This window comes from Microcoleus sp. T3_D1, assembly GCF_036700405.1.
GTDB lineage: Bacteria > Cyanobacteriota > Cyanobacteriia > Cyanobacteriales > Microcoleaceae > Microcoleus.
The window spans coordinates 1-16371 of sequence record NZ_JAUBOV010000079.1; the positions used below are offsets into that span (position 1 = coordinate 1).

Annotated in this window: 14 protein-coding genes; 5 read left to right on the forward strand and 9 right to left on the reverse strand. The window is 44.9% G+C overall.

The genetic code is table 11. The features are described 5' to 3' along the window. Positions 1-109: 109 nt before the first annotated feature. From rimM to QT992_RS26730, 3 genes are all read right to left on the reverse strand, one after another. Entirely contained in the window at positions 110-751 is a 642-nt protein-coding gene (rimM, locus tag QT992_RS26720) for a ribosome maturation factor RimM (protein WP_333342977.1), read from the reverse strand. 119 nt (positions 752-870) lie between these two features. Continuing rightward, on the reverse strand, positions 871-1503 hold the full coding sequence (locus QT992_RS26725) for a response regulator (protein ID WP_006632834.1): 633 nt from the start codon (positions 1501-1503) through the stop codon (positions 871-873). A 240-nt stretch (positions 1504-1743) separates the two neighbouring features. Then, positions 1744-3018: a molybdenum cofactor synthesis domain-containing protein gene (locus QT992_RS26730; RefSeq protein ID WP_333342976.1), complete on the reverse strand. Its 1275-nt coding sequence runs from the start codon at positions 3016-3018 to the stop codon at positions 1744-1746. A 117-nt stretch (positions 3019-3135) separates the two neighbouring features. Here QT992_RS26730 and QT992_RS26735 point away from each other — a divergent pair, with 117 nt between their 5' ends. From QT992_RS26735 to cobO, 3 genes are all read left to right on the forward strand, one after another. Continuing rightward, the gene (locus tag QT992_RS26735; protein WP_333342975.1) at positions 3136-3753 is read left to right on the forward strand and encodes a hypothetical protein; all 618 of its coding nucleotides are present in this window, start codon (positions 3136-3138) and stop codon (positions 3751-3753) included. A gap of 165 nt (positions 3754-3918) precedes the next feature. Next, entirely contained in the window at positions 3919-4497 is a 579-nt protein-coding gene (locus tag QT992_RS26740) for a Uma2 family endonuclease (RefSeq protein WP_333342974.1), read from the forward strand. A 59-nt stretch (positions 4498-4556) separates the two neighbouring features. After that, positions 4557-5192: a cob(I)yrinic acid a,c-diamide adenosyltransferase gene (cobO, locus tag QT992_RS26745; RefSeq protein ID WP_333103560.1), complete on the forward strand. Its 636-nt coding sequence runs from the start codon at positions 4557-4559 to the stop codon at positions 5190-5192. Positions 5193-5468: 276 nt separating this feature from the next. Here cobO and QT992_RS26750 read toward each other — a convergent pair whose 3' ends face one another. From QT992_RS26750 to QT992_RS26760, 3 genes are all read right to left on the reverse strand, one after another. Then, positions 5469-8006, reverse strand: coding sequence for a CHASE4 domain-containing protein (locus tag QT992_RS26750; protein ID WP_333340634.1), 2538 nt, complete (start codon positions 8004-8006; stop codon positions 5469-5471). 206 nt (positions 8007-8212) lie between these two features. Next, the gene (locus QT992_RS26755; RefSeq protein WP_333340632.1) at positions 8213-8710 is read right to left on the reverse strand and encodes a hypothetical protein; all 498 of its coding nucleotides are present in this window, start codon (positions 8708-8710) and stop codon (positions 8213-8215) included. A 391-nt stretch (positions 8711-9101) separates the two neighbouring features. Further along, positions 9102-10106: an RNA polymerase sigma factor, RpoD/SigA family gene (locus QT992_RS26760; protein ID WP_333146357.1), complete on the reverse strand. Its 1005-nt coding sequence runs from the start codon at positions 10104-10106 to the stop codon at positions 9102-9104. A 907-nt stretch (positions 10107-11013) separates the two neighbouring features. Between QT992_RS26760 and QT992_RS26765 the strand changes: the two genes are divergently transcribed. After that, entirely contained in the window at positions 11014-11661 is a 648-nt protein-coding gene (locus tag QT992_RS26765; RefSeq protein ID WP_333378159.1) for a hypothetical protein, read from the forward strand. 7 nt (positions 11662-11668) lie between these two features. Next, positions 11669-12349 (forward strand): OmpA family protein, encoded by a 681-nt coding sequence (locus tag QT992_RS26770; protein WP_333316481.1) that lies wholly within the window; start codon positions 11669-11671, stop codon positions 12347-12349. Between the two features lie 76 nt (positions 12350-12425). Here the strand turns inward: QT992_RS26770 and QT992_RS26775 are convergent, their stop codons facing one another. From QT992_RS26775 to QT992_RS26785, 3 genes are all read right to left on the reverse strand, one after another. Next, on the reverse strand, positions 12426-14159 hold the full coding sequence (locus QT992_RS26775; protein WP_333314476.1) for an ATP-binding protein: 1734 nt from the start codon (positions 14157-14159) through the stop codon (positions 12426-12428). A 98-nt stretch (positions 14160-14257) separates the two neighbouring features. Beyond that, the gene (locus tag QT992_RS26780; RefSeq protein ID WP_333316483.1) at positions 14258-15697 is read right to left on the reverse strand and encodes a pentapeptide repeat-containing protein; all 1440 of its coding nucleotides are present in this window, start codon (positions 15695-15697) and stop codon (positions 14258-14260) included. Between the two features lie 48 nt (positions 15698-15745). Further along, complete coding sequence (locus QT992_RS26785; RefSeq protein WP_333316485.1) at positions 15746-16201, reverse strand: HAD domain-containing protein; 456 nt, start codon at positions 16199-16201, stop codon at positions 15746-15748. Positions 16202-16371 lie beyond the last annotated feature (170 nt).

Sequence of the window (16371 nt, forward strand, 5' to 3'; positions counted from 1 at the left end):
CCGTCCAAAAAGGACGGGCGGGACGCCCATCCCACAATAACAATTAAAATTGTAAGTTATTTAATTCGCGCTCCTAATATCATATCCGGTCGCTTGACCGGACATGATATTATTCCAACAAACCAGGAGGAGGCACAATTTCAATTCTGCCTTGTTCTAAGTCAACAACTGGCACAATCTCTTCCACAAAAGGAATCAATATTTTTGTTGATTTAGGCTCTTTAACGCGAATTTTCCGTGGTTTGCGGGTATTTCTGGGGTCAGCGTTTGCTTGGGGAGTTTCAGGCTGTTTTGGCTTTTCTAATTCTGCGGTGACAGTTTCCGACGCAGTTAGATTCGTTTCTACTTCTAAAAGGTCGTTACCTGCGGGAATAATATCACTTACCTTGCCTAGGATTTCCCCGGTTAACTGGTTAAAAACTTCCATACCGATCAAATCTTGGACGTAAAACTCATCAGGTTCGAGGTAAGGTCGATCGGTCTTTTCAACAAACAACTTACAGCCCCGCAGCGCCTCAGCACTATCGCGGTCTTCCACACCCTCTACCTCTACAGCATACAGCCCTTTGCCCGGAATGTAGCGACCGCCCAAAAACTCGATCGGTTCCGGTTCACTTTTGTTAGGGCGCAAAATCCACCGCTTCCCCGGTTCGATAAACCTTTCCGGGAAATCCGAATCGGGATAGACTCGCACTTCCCCGTCCAAACCTTGAGCTGCTACAATTTTACCGATTTCTATCCACTCAGACATAAACTTTTTGGGAATTGGGAATTGGGCATTGGGCATCGGGCATCGGCCAAACAGGGCATCGGGCATTGGTAGCAAACAACAAATAACTACTGACTAATGACTACTGACTACTGACTTCTTTACACCAATCCCGTTCTCAGCGCTACAACTGCTGCTTGCACGCGGTCATCGACTGCCAACTTATTCATAATACCGCGAACGTGAGTTTTAATAGTATTTGGACTCAAGTAAAGCGCCGCTGCAATTTCGGGATTGCTGTTACCTTCCACCATTAATTTTAACACCTCCAATTCCCGCTGCGACAACTGACCAAAAGTAGTTGTAGAGGCAGGTATCGGCGGTTTCAGGTGTTCGATGACAGTCCGGGCAATTTGAGGGTCAAGATATGTAGCGCCCTCTGCTGCGGCTGCAATCGCTGCTAACAGCCTGTCAACGGAAGCACCTTTAATACAATAAGCATCAGCACCGCTAGAAAGGGCAGCAATAATTTCAGTTTCTGCCGTGTGAGAAGTTAACATTACTACTCGAACTTCTGGCAGTTGTGCTTTAATTTGCTGCGTCGCTGCTATGCCGTCGAGCCGCGGCAAACCGATATCCATTACAATAATATCAGGTTTGAGTTTCAGTGCGGCTGCTACGCCTAAATAGCCGTCTTCTGCTTGTCCTACTATTTCTATTTCTGGGGAATCGGCTAAAACTTGCTCTAATCCCAGTTGCATCATCGGATCGTCTTCAACAATTAAAATTCTCATAATAGGAAGGAAGTTCGGCAACGGATTGTGTAACGGATGTAACGGATGTAACGGATGTAACGGATGTAACGAATGTAACGGATGTCAGTCCGATGGAAGTTCGGCAACGGATTGTGTAACGGATGTAACGGATGTAACGGATGTGAGTCCGATGGAAGTCCGAAGAAGGAAGATTACTTAGTTGTTAATATTTTACATGAACTTATACCGAACCAATAACAAATAACCAATAACAACTAACTAATGACTAACTTTTAAAACTTCAACGAATTCGCCCGGTACAATCCAGGTGTCCCCTGGTGGCAAAACTGCTAAACCACTCGTATTGGCGAGGTTAATTAAATTCGCTGAATTTTGGCTGCCGCTAGCAGGTTCAAATTCCCAGACTCCCGCAACTAAATGTAGTTTACCCCAAACATAAGTTTCGCGCCGGCCGGGCGATCGCAATTCAGCATTACACCTAGCTTTGAGAAACTCCGGCCCCCAAGCATCCGGGCCCAGCCCAGACATCTTTCTCAAAGCAGGCACAACAAAACGCCAACAGCAGACTAAAGCTGAAACCGGATTTCCCGGCAAACCAAAATAGAGACAATCCGAACTCAAACTCGGCGAATCATCATTTTTTTCACCTCGTTTAAACGCAGCAACCGTTAAAGGTTTCCCCGGCTTAATCGCCACAGAACTAATGTGAACTTTTCCTCCCAAATCCCCCAATATTTTCTCAATATAATCGTAGTCTCCTACCGAGACGCCGCCCGTAGAAAGCACCACATCCGCCGTAGCCACAGCCCCGGATATCGCCTTGTTTAAAGCTTCTTCATTATCAGGAACAATGCCCAATCGAATCGGTTCAAATCCCATTTGCGCCAACAAAACTGTCAAAGCATACTGATTCGAGTCTACCAGTTTCCCCGGTGACAAAGGTTCGTCTGGCGATACCAATTCGTCACCCGTAGAAAAAATTGCCACCCGCAGCCGCCGATAAACGGGAACTTGAATGCACTGGGCAGTTGCTAACACCGCCATTTCTGGGGCGTTGATAACTGTACCCGGAGTTAGCAAAGTTGTTCCTGCTTGATAAAAAGCGCCTTTGTGTCTGACAAATGCTTGCGGTTTTTCAGGAGAAACTAAGATAAAAATACGATCGCCCTCACGCCTTGTTTCTTCCTGCATTACCACTGTATCAGCACCCGCTGGCATCATAGCACCCGTAAAAATTCGCGCCGCTTGCCCCGATTGGACGGTATTTTGAGGCTGATATCCGGCTGGAATTTCCTCAACTACTTCGAGTACCACTGGTTTTTCGGCGCTACAGTTTTCCACATCAGCAAACCGCACCGCGTACCCATCCATTGCTGAATTATCCCAATAAGGAAAATCCAGGGAACCAGTGACGGGTGCCGCCAAAATGCGCCCCGATGCTGCCAGCAAGTCTACAGTTTCTACATCCCCCTGACTGTCGAGGGGTTGCGCCAAATTTAGAACGATCGATTCTGCTTCTTTCACTGACAGCATGACTGTCTCCTTGTTTTGATAACACTCCTGATTAAGTTTAGCAAAATATCCAGAGATATTGGTGATATAATTTTTTTTGATTTGGGCAGTAAACCTAATTTTTGGTGTTAATTGCTTATGACTATTTCTCGTTTGGTTGTTAGGCTCAATTGTTTATCCTTATTTGTGGTGGCTATCCTGATAGTTTTTACTCAACTTTCCGGGTTAAAAGTCAGCGATTTATTCTTTCCGCCTTATTCTTATTCCCATCCCAATGTCGCCTTGTTAACTCGGACTTTCCAGCTTTTATGTTCTGTACCCGTCATTGTTTGTACTTTCACCTATAAATTAGCTCAAAGTATTCAACCGCGCACTTCAGAAAATCGATTTATTTTGTTTTCGGCTTTGTTAACAGGTGGATTTTTACTAAATGAAATTTACAGAATTCATATATATATGGTAGCAGGGGGAATTCCTAAGCTAGGAGTAAGTCTTTTATACGCCGTGGTTTTGTCCTCCTACGGATGGTTTTTTCGGCGAGAACTACAGTTAACTCCTTACCAAATATTGTTAGCGGGTGTAGGCTTGTTGTTTTTTGCGATCGGCGTGGATTCCCTGCATTTAAAAAACAAAATATTCTCCAGTTTACTAGAGGGAGTACCTAAACTATTTAGCGAAATCAACATTGCATTTTATTATTGGTATGTCTGTAAGTGTTTCCTGCACAAAGCTTTTTATAAAAATATTGAGAGCTAGTTATAAGTATATGATATAATGATATCACAATTGCTTCCCAAAAACTACAAATTAAATCCTTCTTCCTCCCTCAATAATATTTACAGCATCTGCATCCCTCGGCATTGAGCCGCATTCATATACATTATCTGGCTTAAAAATTTCAACGCATCCTGATAAAATACCATGCTAGCAGTTACCATCAACTTCAACTCGATCGCCAAAATAACCGACGACCAATTTTATCAACTGTGCCGCGAAAACCCCGATGTCAAATTTGAACGCAACGCCAAAGGAGAAATAATCGTCATGCCACCCACAGGAGGAGAAACCGGAAATTACAATTCAGAAATTAATGCGGATTTTGTGATTTGGAATCGACAAACTAAACTGGGAATTTGTTTCGATTCTTCAACTTGCTTCAAACTGCCAAGCGGTGCAAACCGTTCTCCCGATGTCTCTTGGATCGAAAAATCAAGATGGGATGCACTCACTCCCGAACAAAAACAAAAATTCCCTCCCATTGCCCCGGATTTTGTCTTAGAGTTAATGTCGCCGACCGACAGCCTCAAAGATACTCAAGACAAAATGCAAGAATACATGAATAACCAAGTAAAATTAGGCTGGTTAATCAACCGCAAAACCCGGAGAGTCGAAATCTATCGCCAAGGACAAGAAATAGAAGTTTTGGAATGTCCAACAGAACTTTCAGGAGAAGATGTTTTGCCCGGTTTCGTGCTAAACTTGAAAACACTGTGGCAATAACTAGACATCCTGCATCTATCAGCGTTTATTTGCGTTCATCTGCGGTTAAAAAAAATCAAATGGAAACCAATACAGAAACCACTGCAACCACTGGCTTAACAGCCCAACAACACAAACAGAAAATGCAGCGGCGCCAAGAAGTGCAATCACAGCGAATCGCTAACTCTTCCAAAGAAAAAGGTTTAATTATAGTCAATACGGGTAACGGTAAAGGCAAAACCACGGCTGCCTTGGGAATGGTTGTGCGATCGCTCGGTCACGGATACCGCGTCGCCATAGTACAATTTATCAAAGGAGCTTGGGAACCCGCAGAAAAAGCCGTTTTTCAACTCTGGGAAAAACAGCTAGAATTTCACGCAATGGGAGAAGGCTTTACCTGGGACACGCAAGACCGCGATCGAGATATCGAAACAGCTCAAAAAGCCTGGGAAAAATCCCTAACTTTTATCTGCAATCCCGAATTTAAATTAGTTCTTCTAGATGAAGTCAATATAGCATTAAAACTAGGTTATTTGCAAGTCGAGCAAGTGCTTTCCGGCTTAGACCAAAAACCAGAAGAAACCCACATTATTTTAACAGGCCGAGGCGCCCCGCCAGCGCTAATCGAACGGGCAGACTTGGTGACAGAAATGACTTTAGTTAAGCATCCATTCCGAGAACAAGGCATTAAAGCTCAAGCAGGTATTGAGTATTAATGTTGTTGGTATTCAAGAGTTTAGTCCTAATTAGCTAAAAGCTGATTGGGAGTGGACTGAAGCCCTGACTACGGGAGCATCTCAGTTTTGCATTTACAGTGCGAGCGTCCCCGCTCGCGTATTGTACAATACGCGAGCGGGGACGCTCGCACTACAATAAAAAAAATGCTTTTTACAAAACTGAGATGCTCCCCTGACGACAAACCGTATTTATATTGTTTCTAGTCAGGACTTTTTACCAAATCTAAAATCTAAAATCTAAAATCTAAAATTGATCTATGCTGGCAAAATCAGAGTAAAAGTTGATCCCTTGCCAAACTCGCTATTGACAGTAATTTCTCCCCCCAGCATCTGAGAGTATTTCTGCGCTATTGACAAACCCAAACCCGTACCTCCGTACTTGCGGGTAGTCGAAGCATCAGCTTGCGTAAAAGGTTGAAATAACTTTTGTAGCTGTTCAGGAGTAATCCCAATCCCCGTATCAGTACACTTAAAAATTAACCGTTCAGAACCCCCACTATTCTCGTCATTTTTAATTCTTTCAACGCTGAGTGTAATTGTCCCTTTATGAGTAAACTTAGCTGCATTACTGAGCAAATTAAACAAAATTTGAGTCAACTTAATTTTATCGGAGTACAATTCGCCAAGATTATTAGGACACTCCACATTCAGGCGATTAGTGTTTCGCAAAAATAGCGGTGCAACAGTTCTGGCTACATCTTGAACTGCCTCCGACACGTCAAAAGTTTCTAATTCAAGTTCCGCGTGACCGGCTTCAATCTTCGACAAGTCGAGAATATCATTAATTAAGGAAAGTAAAATCTGGCCTGAATTGTGAATTCTCTCCAAATCCGAGACAAAAGTTTCTTCGCCCAAATCTAAAGCCTCTTCTTGCAGGATCTCGCTGTAACCGATAATCGCATTCAGAGGAGTTCGCAGTTCGTGGCTCATGTTAGCCAAAAACTGACTTTTAGCCAAATTAGCTGCTTCTGCAGCTTCCTTTGCCTTGTAGAGTTCTGCCTCGGCTTGCAAGCGGTCGGTTACGTCGTGAGCCAGCACTAATTCAGCATTTCTACTATCAAATACCAGAGCATAAGAAGTAATTTCTACATCAATAATTGTTCCGTCTTTTTTCTGGTGCTGCCACACACCTGCAAACTCAATACCGGCATCTACTGGAGAGATATTTTCTATCAATCTCGGCATCTCTTGGGGGGGACGAATGTCCGCAACGGTCATCTTGAGAAATTCGTCGCGAGTGTAGCCGTAGTGTTGGATAGCAGCCTGATTGACGGCTATAAATTCCAGAGTTTCTAAATCGTAAACCCACATTGGATGGGGGTTATTTTTAAACAAAAGTCTGTAGCGTTCTTCCGAGGCTCGCAGTTCGGCTTCGGCTTGTTTGCGCTCGGTAATGTCGCGGACAACCGTGCAAATAATCTCGCGGCCGCCGTAGGAAATCACGCTCCCGCTTACTTCCACGTCCACGCAGGAACCGTCTCGGCGGCGGTAGAGAACTTCGCCAATTCTGAATTTTTTGTCCGCCAGCAGCAACTCAATATTGTTGTCAATTAGGTCTTTAGAGTAAGCGATGATATCGTAAATAGTCAGTTGCGAAATCGCATCAAGACTGTAATCGAGCAAGTTTCTAAACGCTGTATTGGCTTCCAAAAGGCGTTTGGTTTGAGCGTCCCACAGGAATATGCAATCTGTAGCTTGCTCGACTACGGCTCTGTAGCGGGCTTTTTCCTCAAGTTGTTCGCTGTCGGCTTGGGCGATCGCACTCAACATTCCGTTGATAGTATGGGCAAGGTCGGACAACTCGTCTTCGCCCGTCACCGGCAGTCGCACCGACAGGTCTTGGCTGCTGCTGACGCGGTTCACTGCTTTGGCCAAACTGCTCAACCGAGACAGCACCAGACGCTCTAACAGCAGCAGAGTGCAGCCGATCAACCCAATTCCCGCTAACCCTACAGACACCAGCAGGTACAGCAAACTAATTTGACCTTGCCGGTATATTTCTCTGGGGATATCCACCCGCAATAGCAGCGCAGGTTGGTTGTAAATATCCCTGATCAAAGCGTAACCCGCGATCGACTCTTCGCTTAAAGGACGCACCAAAATCGGTTTTTTTTCCGACAGTTTCTCCCGCGCTTTCTGGAAGTCTGCAGGCAACCTAGCCTCATTCACGCTGTGTACGATTAGCGGCAAGCGAGTAATTTTAGAAACCTTTGCAATGCCCGTAGCATCCAAATTGCGCCCGAATATCAGCGTACCTCGGATCGGGCCAGTGCTTTTAGTGGTGAGAATAGGCCGGGAAGTAATCAGTATTGGCCCTGACGGTAGCAGCATGATACCAGCGAGGCTGCTTTTGGCGTTGGGGTGGTGCAACAGCGGGTCGCTGAGAGAAATGCGCCGTTTTAATGCTTCTGGAACAGGCGTTAGTTTCAGCTTTTGGCTGTCTAAACCCGTACCGTAAACTATTTTGCCAGAATTATTGACAAATATGGCTATATTAACTCTTATATTAGCCAGCCCTTCTGGAACTAAATTAGAGGCAATGAATTCTGAGTTGCGGTTTTGGATAAAATCGTAGGTGTCGTCCCAGGACGACCAGTCGGCAAAGCGCGAGTTGAAGTCATCTGCGGTTTGCCCGAAAACACTGAGCACTCCCTTGACAACCTGTGTTGCTTCTTGTTCCTCTGCTTTGATCAGGCTGCCCAAGAGGATGCTTGAGGAGGCGACATACAGAATGCTAGTCAGTCCAGCGATGGTAATGCCAATGATCGATAGTGTTTTTCGACGCAGTTTCATTGTGCCATGTGTGTGGTGTCCGTCCGAAATTCTCAAACTCAGGAGCAATTTTACTACTGTTTCCTGAACCGTCGTGAACCCTGACCGAAAGCAATTTAGTCCGGGGGCACCCGATGTATCAGTGGGGTTGCTTTCTTCAATTCTAAAATCTACAATCTAAAATCTAAAATCTAAAATCTATTGACTGGTGGCGCAGCGCGTGTTTCCTACTTTTCCCACACTTGCTCTTTGTGAGATTCCGTGCAAAGACCCAAGATGCGATGATCGTTGTCGCTGATGGTGGAAATTGGGTAATACTGTTGCAGGTTTACCGAGTAGGGAGAGCGACTGCCGTCGTAAGTGTCCACTACTGTTAAATTTAACTGAGTTCGATCGCTGGTGCCGTAAAAACAGTAAAAAGCAGACCGAGGCAGGTAAAAAGCGCCGACTACCTTACTCTGCCGCATTTCAAATACCAAATATTCTTGTTTAATTTCCTCTGGCTTGCTCGACTGACCGTAGAGGTAAATGCCATCTGCTAAACCTATGCTAGCTGTATCTGGCGGAGGATTTGGCGGGGATTGCGAGCTTAAAACGCCGGATTTGATGTCCGAGTCGTGTGCCCGCCCTGCGGGGAATGCGATGCTGAAGTTACCGGGCGAGAGAGCAAGCACGATCGCGATCGCTTCTAAACTTCCTGTCAATATCAAATAAGTCAAAACCACTCCAGACCCCAAAATTTAAAATAGCTGGTTCCAAGCGCCTCTTGTACCATTTTCACCAAGATCGTAGAGAAACCGGGTATTTGGCTTAATTTTGGCTATTAACTTGAAGGAACGATCGCCCGCCCGATGCCTGAACATAAATCTAAGATTAGTTTTGACCAATTTTGCGTCCGCCCCGATCGGGCGATCGACCCGTCCAATAATACCATTTTAGATTTGAGATTTTAGATTAAAGAATTGAATAATTTGGCGTGACCTATTCCATAAGGGTTTGGAGCACGGGCCTACAGTTGCATTCTTTTTTTGAACTGGTATAAAAGTATCCTTCCCAGCAGCGCCAACACGAAAAAAAAGTTGAGATTTTTGGGAAAAATCTCAACTTTTTTAGTGACTAACTAGCCAAGTATTCTCGGACTTGAGATTGGCGGCGGCGCAGGTGGGCGAGGGCTTGATGTTCTAGCTGCCGCACCCGTTCCCGGCTGAGATTTAACCGTTCTCCGACTTTCGCCAGAGACATTTCGGTGCCGTCTTCCAAACCGAAGCGCAGAATTATGACATCTCGCTGCTGGGGGGTAAGTTCTGATATCAAAGTATCGAGGTCTTGCCGCAGCAATTCCGAGGTAATGTAGTTTTCTGGAGATGCCGTTTCGTCTTCTAAGAGTTCTTGCAGTTCGGTATCTTGGTTGTCTCCTACCCGCAAGTCCAAAGAAACTGGATGTCTTGCCATCAGCAGGTATTCCCGAATCTGGGAAGGGTGCAGTTCGAGGGCGGTGGCAATTTCCCCAGGGGAGGGAGACCTGCCCAACTGCTGCGTGAGTTCCCGCTGCACTTTTTTGATTTTGTTGAGTTTTTCGGTGATGTGAATTGGCAATCGAATGGTGCGGGCGTGTTGAGCGATCGCGCGGGTAATTGCTTGCCGAATCCACCAGTAGGCATAGGTAGAAAATTTGTATCCCCGCATCGGGTCAAATTTTTCCACTCCTCGTTCTAAACCAAGAGTACCTTCTTGAATTAAATCCAAGAATTCCATATTGCGTTTCTGGTATTTTTTGGCGATCGCCACTACTAGCCGCAAATTCGCTTCAATCATCTTTTGCTTAGCCCGCCGCCCTATGTGTAAGATGCGGCTAAGTTCAGGTTCGGTCAACTCCATTTCGGCAGCCCACTCTTGATCTGTCAGATCCCGCTGCCATTCTTTAGCAAGTGCTTGTTTTGCTTCGATTAATTTCATCATTTGCTGCACTTGCTTCCCGAAAACAATTTCTTCTTCTCGGGTTAGCAGGGGTACGCGACCGATCTCGTGCAGATAGGCACGAACCGTATCCGTTGAGGAGTATGGCCGGCTGCCCATGCGATCGGCTTTCACTGTTTTGTTTTTGGGGGTTGTGGTGGACATGGGTGAGTATTGCACTCCTTGTAACAACAGATAAAAAGTTGGTGATACCCTGTCCCACTTTTGCAAGTGGGATAAAGACTGCGACAAAGGGGATGTTTCCCCTCTTGTTTATCGGTGACGATCGGTAGAAGCTTTTTGTTTGGGATTACTTTTGTGCTTGATTTTCCAGTAATCGCCGTCTATTTTCGGTAGCTAGCTAGCTTTAACGGCTAGTTCCAGGCGAAGTGGAGCAAGAGTTTAGTTTTCTCAATATTATTCCCAATTTTGAGGATCGTAAAGAGTAAAAACCTCTGTCTTAAGGTCAAGATTCTACATTTTTCCTTAAGGTTTTGAATTCCCTGTTAGTTTTAACTGCAACTCAACTTCAAAATACTCATGCAAACAGACTCATGCTATTCGAGGGCTTTGTTTTGCTCTCTGTTCCATCATCGCTTGAAATTTTCTCGCTGCCTAGATGGGGGGATGCGAGATAACCGAACTCGATCGCCGTATTAAATGCGAGTAACTGTTTAAAATATTTATTGACATTTTGATTTAAATATGCTAATCCTATTCGGCTACGAGTAACGACAAGGTGTATAAAGGCTGGCGGTTGCCCTGTTTGACTTTCATTGTGCCCCTAGGCTCCATCATCTCGATCATGTTTAAGCTTAAGCAAATTTTGGGCAGTTAGGGATGAGGGGTTAGGGGGTGAATGGGGAAAAGCTTCTGACTCAAAGCTGGGGCCTAATTTTTTGGACGTTCGATCGCACTTTCTAGTTAAAGAGATTTTAAGGGCGATTCCCTACGGGATAGCTACGCACGCGCGTACTTTGTAGCTCATCTAATTCTCCAGGCTAGATTCAACCCGCAACAAAAGCTACCACTCCCTATTAAAATTAGCACAAAAGCTCGATCGGGTGCTGCAATGAAAGCTAAAAATTTCCCACAATTAGCATTACTATCGCTGGTGTGTGTCGCCTGTGTGCAAAACCCATTGGCACAAGAACCCGCCGCGTCCGCACCCAATACCCCAACTCCTACGCCAATTCAAACTCCATCCATTTCACCTCCCGTTCAAACACCAATAGCACAAGAACCCGCCGCATCGCCCGCACCCAATAATCCAACTCCTACGCCAATTCAGACTCAATCTCCCAAACCAAGTCCGACTCAAACGAGTTTAGAGGTTGCCCAGAAACCTACAAACTCTCTGCCACCTACGCAAACTTACGACATCCGGGTTATCACTAACCAACTATGGAGACGGCTGACAAAAATTACCTTTGGTGAAGATAGCATTATAGTGACTATGGCGATTACAAATGGTAGCAAGGAAGTTGTAATGCTTAATGGTAAAGATGGTATGTATCTCTACGACAACTATGGGCAACGATATAATTTATTACCTCCCTCCAATAATACCCAAATTATAATTAAACCAGGCACTACGCTCAAAGGGCAGTTTGTATTCGTAGGTTGGTTACAACCGAAAGCCAAGTCTTTGGATCTATATTCCACTATATATGAGGGTAGCTCTATTACCCTATTCAACAATATTCCAATTAAGAGGTAATTGAGAAATGACCAAGCTAATTAGACTGATTAATACTACGATAATCTCATCATTGCTTTTCGCGACCTCATCCTCTCAGTTGGCTGCCAGTAAATCCGCAAAACTTGATACTGTTGAATCAGAATCAACAGCAGTTACAACCTTAGAAGTAATACCAATTATTCCTACTACAGTAAAAGTTGAAATTATTGCTCAGACTACCGTAAAAATTGAGAATATCACCGCTAATCAAACTGCGACAGAGGAGCAGCTACCCACTCAAATAACAACCGAGACTGTCAAAAACATTGAAACAGAGTTGAACGCCGAAAAAGTACCTGAAGGCATCAGAATTAATGTGCCAGAAACTATTTTATTTGATTTTGATAAATATAACGTCCGCGCCCAAGCTAAACCCACTCTCACCAAGATCAATCTGCTGCTGAGACATTACAAAAACGCCCAAATATTCATCAACGGACACACCGACAACAAAGGAGAAAATGCCTATAATCTAGAACTTTCCCAGAAGCGAGCCGCAGCGGTAAAATATTATTTTATTAACGTTTTCAAGGTGCAGAATACCCGGATGCAAACCAAAGGGTACGGCAAAACTAAACCGATTTCTCCTAATAATAATTTAGACGGCTCAGACAACCCGGTGGGGAGGGAGAAAAACCGCCGTGTTGAATTAATTATTAAAACATAGGAATTAGATTATTTTACCGCAGATGCACGCAGATTAACGCTGCTCAAGAGGGATTTTATAATGGTTTGATCTGTTGTTAAAATCCCAAATCCATTTTAGCAGATTCTGCCTCGGCAAATACTTGTTCGTCGGGCATTTCTTGCCAGTCAATATCCCCAATTTCTCTGTAGAATTGCTCGTCATAGGCGCGAGTTTGCACGACGACGGGCATCGGTACGGCGTGCCCCAAAACTAATGCTTGCTGTTTGGAGTCGAGTTTTGCCAAAACCGATCGCAAACTCTGCCCTCCTGAAACGCCGGTAAAAATAGCATCGATGTCTTTATCGTCGTTTAGCAAAGCTGTGATCCGGGTGCCGACTTGCGACATGACTTCGCCGTCGATGCCGGAGGGACGCTGGTCTACAATCAGCAGGGTTACGAAGTATTTTCGCATTTCTCTGGCAATTGTACCGAAAATAGTCGATCGCACGATCGCCGGATCGAGAAAGCGGTGAGCTTCCTCTATGGTAATCACCAATGGCTGCGGGCGATCGCACGGATTTTTGCTCTGCAAAAACTTCTCAGCTTTCCGCACGTAAGAGCCGTGAATGCGGCGAGTAATTACGTTTGCTGCTAACATATAGGACAGCAAATCCGAGTGCGAACCGAACTCAATTACTACATTTTTCCCCCCATCCAAACACTGCAAAACTTCACTCACATAATTTTTCGGACAGCGTTTCCGAATATATTTCAAGTCGTTTAAGCGCTCTAATTTTCGCTGCAAAGCCATAATCGAAGATTTATTTCCCCGCTTCTCTTCGCAAAACATTGAAATATCTTCATTGCTCATTTCCAGCAACTTATTGATCCAACTGCTGCCCAACTCGTTTCGCAAAATTATTGCATTTTCGATACTAGCTTCCGACAAATTTAACTCGCGTTGTACCAGCGCGATGTCTTCCACTTCTATTTCATCGAAACTCAAAAATAATTCTTGAGCGTCGCGGACACCCCGGCGTTTTGTCGATTCTGGATCGAGGGTATAAATCTGAATTTTATCGGGAAACAACTGCCGCAAACCTTTAACAGTGCTGAACTGTTTCCCTTCCGAAACAGCTTCCCACCCGTACTCCGAGTGCATATCAAAAATTAAATTAACAGCAGCCTGCTTGCGAATAATTCCCGACAATAGCAAGCGCGTCAGAAAAGATTTTCCCGTTCCCGACTTCCCAAAAACTCCGTTGCTGCGTTCCACAAATCGGTCTAAATCCAAGCACACAGCAACGTCCATGTCAATCGGTTTGCCGATCGCAAAATTGCGGCGATACGGGTCATCCTCCCAGCCAAAAACTGCCCGAAAATCACTTTCTTTGGCATCAAACACCTGCGAAAAGTGGCTGGGAATAGTTTTGACCGGCAGCAACTCAATATCCGCACCGCTTTGTGACTCAAAAGAAGCCAAATTTCCTAACGCCAACTTGTTCTCGCGAACTCCGCCGTTTTTCCTCGGGTCGAAAATTGCCTGCTGTTTTTCTCGTTCAGCAGTCAACATCAACATCGGCGACAGTTCGATCGTACCGTAGGTGCTGCTACCTGCTAGCACTGCGAGCAGAAAATCGTCGTCGGGATTGGGAGGATTCGATAAAATGCGGGCGCTTGAAGTTCCGAGAGACACGTCGGTGAGCATACAGAAAAAGTGCGATCGCACCCCCCGCACTACTAGAAATTTCCCCACCCTCATATCTTCCACCGAAACATCGGCGTGCAGTCGCACTTCTAATCCCTTGCTGAGGGAACCTTGAATAACAGAGCCTAACGGTCGATCCATTTTAGATTTTAGATTTTAGATTTTAGATTGTTAATAATCGAGCAATTTTCGAGCGGCGATTTTTTATTGTAGATTTTCGATTGTTAACAGTCAACTAATTACCATTCCGATTCTAATGGCAATTCAAAAAAACTCGGACTCAGATCTATATCGGTCAAATCCGTTTCGCTCAAATAAGCGTCAGTCAAAAATACCCCTTTTAAACTTGCGCCTTTGAGGTTAGTACCTTTTAGGTTAGCACCTCTGAGATTAACTCGGAATAAATGAGCATCGCTCAAATCGGCCTCAGTTAAATCTGCTCCCTCCAAATTTACTCTCATCAAATCTGCTTTTCGGAGATCGGCTTCGTTTAACTTAGCGCCGCTGAGGTCAGCTTTTGTCAAGTCTACACCTCTCAAGTCTGCCCCGCTCAAGTTAGCGAACAGCAAAGTAGCTCCGGTGAAATCTGTCTCCCTCAAATCGGCATCCCTTAAATTAGCGTCGCTGAGGTCAGCCCTTGTTAAGTCTACACCCCGGAGGTCAGCAGAACTCAAGTTTACTTGGTGTAAAATTGCGCCGCTTAAATCGGCTCCTCTCAAATCAGTTCCCTCCAAGTTTGCACCTTTGAGGTAAGCTTTTTTTAAGCTAGCTCTGCTGAGGTCTACATTTTTGAGATTTACCGAAGTTAAGTTAGAAGCGCTCAAATTAGCTCCGCTTAAATCTGACCCGTTTAAGTCGGCTCCGGTTAAATTTACCCCTTGCAGCGATACATTGGGAGCAATTAAATAAGCTCCGCCCAGACTGGGGTCAATACCTTCTGAAAACAAAGTCTTGTTGCTGTAAACAGCTTTCTCCAAAATCGTGCCGCTCAAACTGGCTTCCCTCAAGTCCGCTCCGCTGAGGTTGGCTCCTGCTAAGTTTGCCCGATCGAGTTTTGCGCCAAATAAAATAGCTTGGTATAAGTTTGTCCGCCGCAAATCGGCTCCTTTTAAATCCGCTTCGGTCAAATCTACCATAGCCAGATTTAAGCCAGGGAGCGAAGCATTGGGAGCTAGCAAAAATGCTCCCATTGCACCCGGATCAATATCTTCGGGAAAGATAGTCCGGTTGTTGTATACGGCCTTGTCTAAAATGGCGCCGCTCAACTGAGAACCGCGCAAATCCGCCCCGCTAAGGTTGGCTCTGGTTAAGTTGGCTTCGTGGAGATTTGCTCCTACTAAATTAGCCTTGATCAAACTTGCTTGTTTGAGGTTTGCGCCCGTGAATTCTGCTCCTACGAGAGTAGCTTCTCGGAGGACAGCCCCAGTCAAATCAGCTCTAGTGAGGTTAGCTAAATTAAGAAATGATTCAGCTAAATCCGCCCCGCTGAGATTAGCGCCGCTGAGGTCGGCTTCCATCAGGTCTGCATACCTGAGCATAGCGCCGCTGAGGTTGGTTTCTCGGAGATCCGTGCCTCGCAGGTTGGCTCCCCGGAGTTCCGCACCGCCAAGGTTGGTGCCTTTAAGTGCTTGTCCCCTGAGATCGAGTCGGTGCAGAAAGTCACCAACGTTCATTTCCATGTCAAATTTACCCTCTCTATGCCGATACTTTTTTCCTAACCTTTGAAATCAAGTTAGATATTCTGAAAGTATCTTTGCTGAGTTCTGGTCAAAACCATTGTAATCATCAATAGCCACAACTGGCGCATCTGGCGGATAGTGTTCTGGAATATCGTCAATGGCTACCCAAGGTGAGTTTTCTGCTTGATTTTGTCGAAGATACTCAAGAACTTCCTGGTGTCGTAGATATTTGTGTCGGTGAATATTTTTGGGATTGAGGAAAGGGGTGAATCCGATAATACGGCTAGCGATATCTGGTGAAAACAATGGAGGGATTACCTCGAAGGGGAATATTTCTTTCCAAGAGGATGAAATTACTACTCGCGCATTAGGATAGGAACGGAGGACATTTTCAAAGTGATTAAGGCAATCGGAATTAAATTTCATTATATCTGCTAGAGAGTTATATCTTCCATGTCTTCTGTCAGGAATAAGTACACCATCAATGTCTAAAAAAATTAACATTAATTAAAAAGCCTCTTGAATGATTTAATGACTATTAATACTGCTTAAGAATATAAATGTGCATCGACGGTTCTCTATCAAGTGTCGCTACATCGACTTGTTATATCATGTTCGATGGATTGACCATAATATCTCGGTCGGGCGGGTTTTTGAGATTGTCAATTATTGGC

Bases quoted from the DNA above. Each gene is read 5' to 3' on its own strand.
- QT992_RS26760 (WP_333146357.1), bottom strand. From the start codon at position 10,106: ATGTCCACCACAACCCCCAAAAACAAAACAGTGAAAGCCGATCGCATG.
- QT992_RS26785 (WP_333316485.1), bottom strand. From the start codon at position 16,201: ATGTTAATTTTTTTAGACATTGATGGTGTACTTATTCCTGACAGAAGA.
- QT992_RS26775 (WP_333314476.1), bottom strand. From the start codon at position 14,159: ATGGATCGACCGTTAGGCTCTGTTATTCAAGGTTCCCTCAGCAAGGGA.
- QT992_RS26765 (WP_333378159.1), top strand. From the start codon at position 11,014: ATGAAAGCTAAAAATTTCCCACAATTAGCATTACTATCGCTGGTGTGT.
- QT992_RS26725 (WP_006632834.1), bottom strand. From the start codon at position 1,503: ATGAGAATTTTAATTGTTGAAGACGATCCGATGATGCAACTGGGATTA.
- QT992_RS26770 (WP_333316481.1), top strand. From the start codon at position 11,669: ATGACCAAGCTAATTAGACTGATTAATACTACGATAATCTCATCATTG.
- rimM (WP_333342977.1), bottom strand. From the start codon at position 751: ATGTCTGAGTGGATAGAAATCGGTAAAATTGTAGCAGCTCAAGGTTTG.
- QT992_RS26730 (WP_333342976.1), bottom strand. From the start codon at position 3,018: ATGCTGTCAGTGAAAGAAGCAGAATCGATCGTTCTAAATTTGGCGCAA.
- QT992_RS26780 (WP_333316483.1), bottom strand. From the start codon at position 15,697: ATGGAAATGAACGTTGGTGACTTTCTGCACCGACTCGATCTCAGGGGA.
- QT992_RS26735 (WP_333342975.1), top strand. From the start codon at position 3,136: ATGACTATTTCTCGTTTGGTTGTTAGGCTCAATTGTTTATCCTTATTT.
- cobO (WP_333103560.1), top strand. From the start codon at position 4,557: ATGGAAACCAATACAGAAACCACTGCAACCACTGGCTTAACAGCCCAA.
- QT992_RS26750 (WP_333340634.1), bottom strand. From the start codon at position 8,006: ATGAAACTGCGTCGAAAAACACTATCGATCATTGGCATTACCATCGCT.
- QT992_RS26740 (WP_333342974.1), top strand. From the start codon at position 3,919: ATGCTAGCAGTTACCATCAACTTCAACTCGATCGCCAAAATAACCGAC.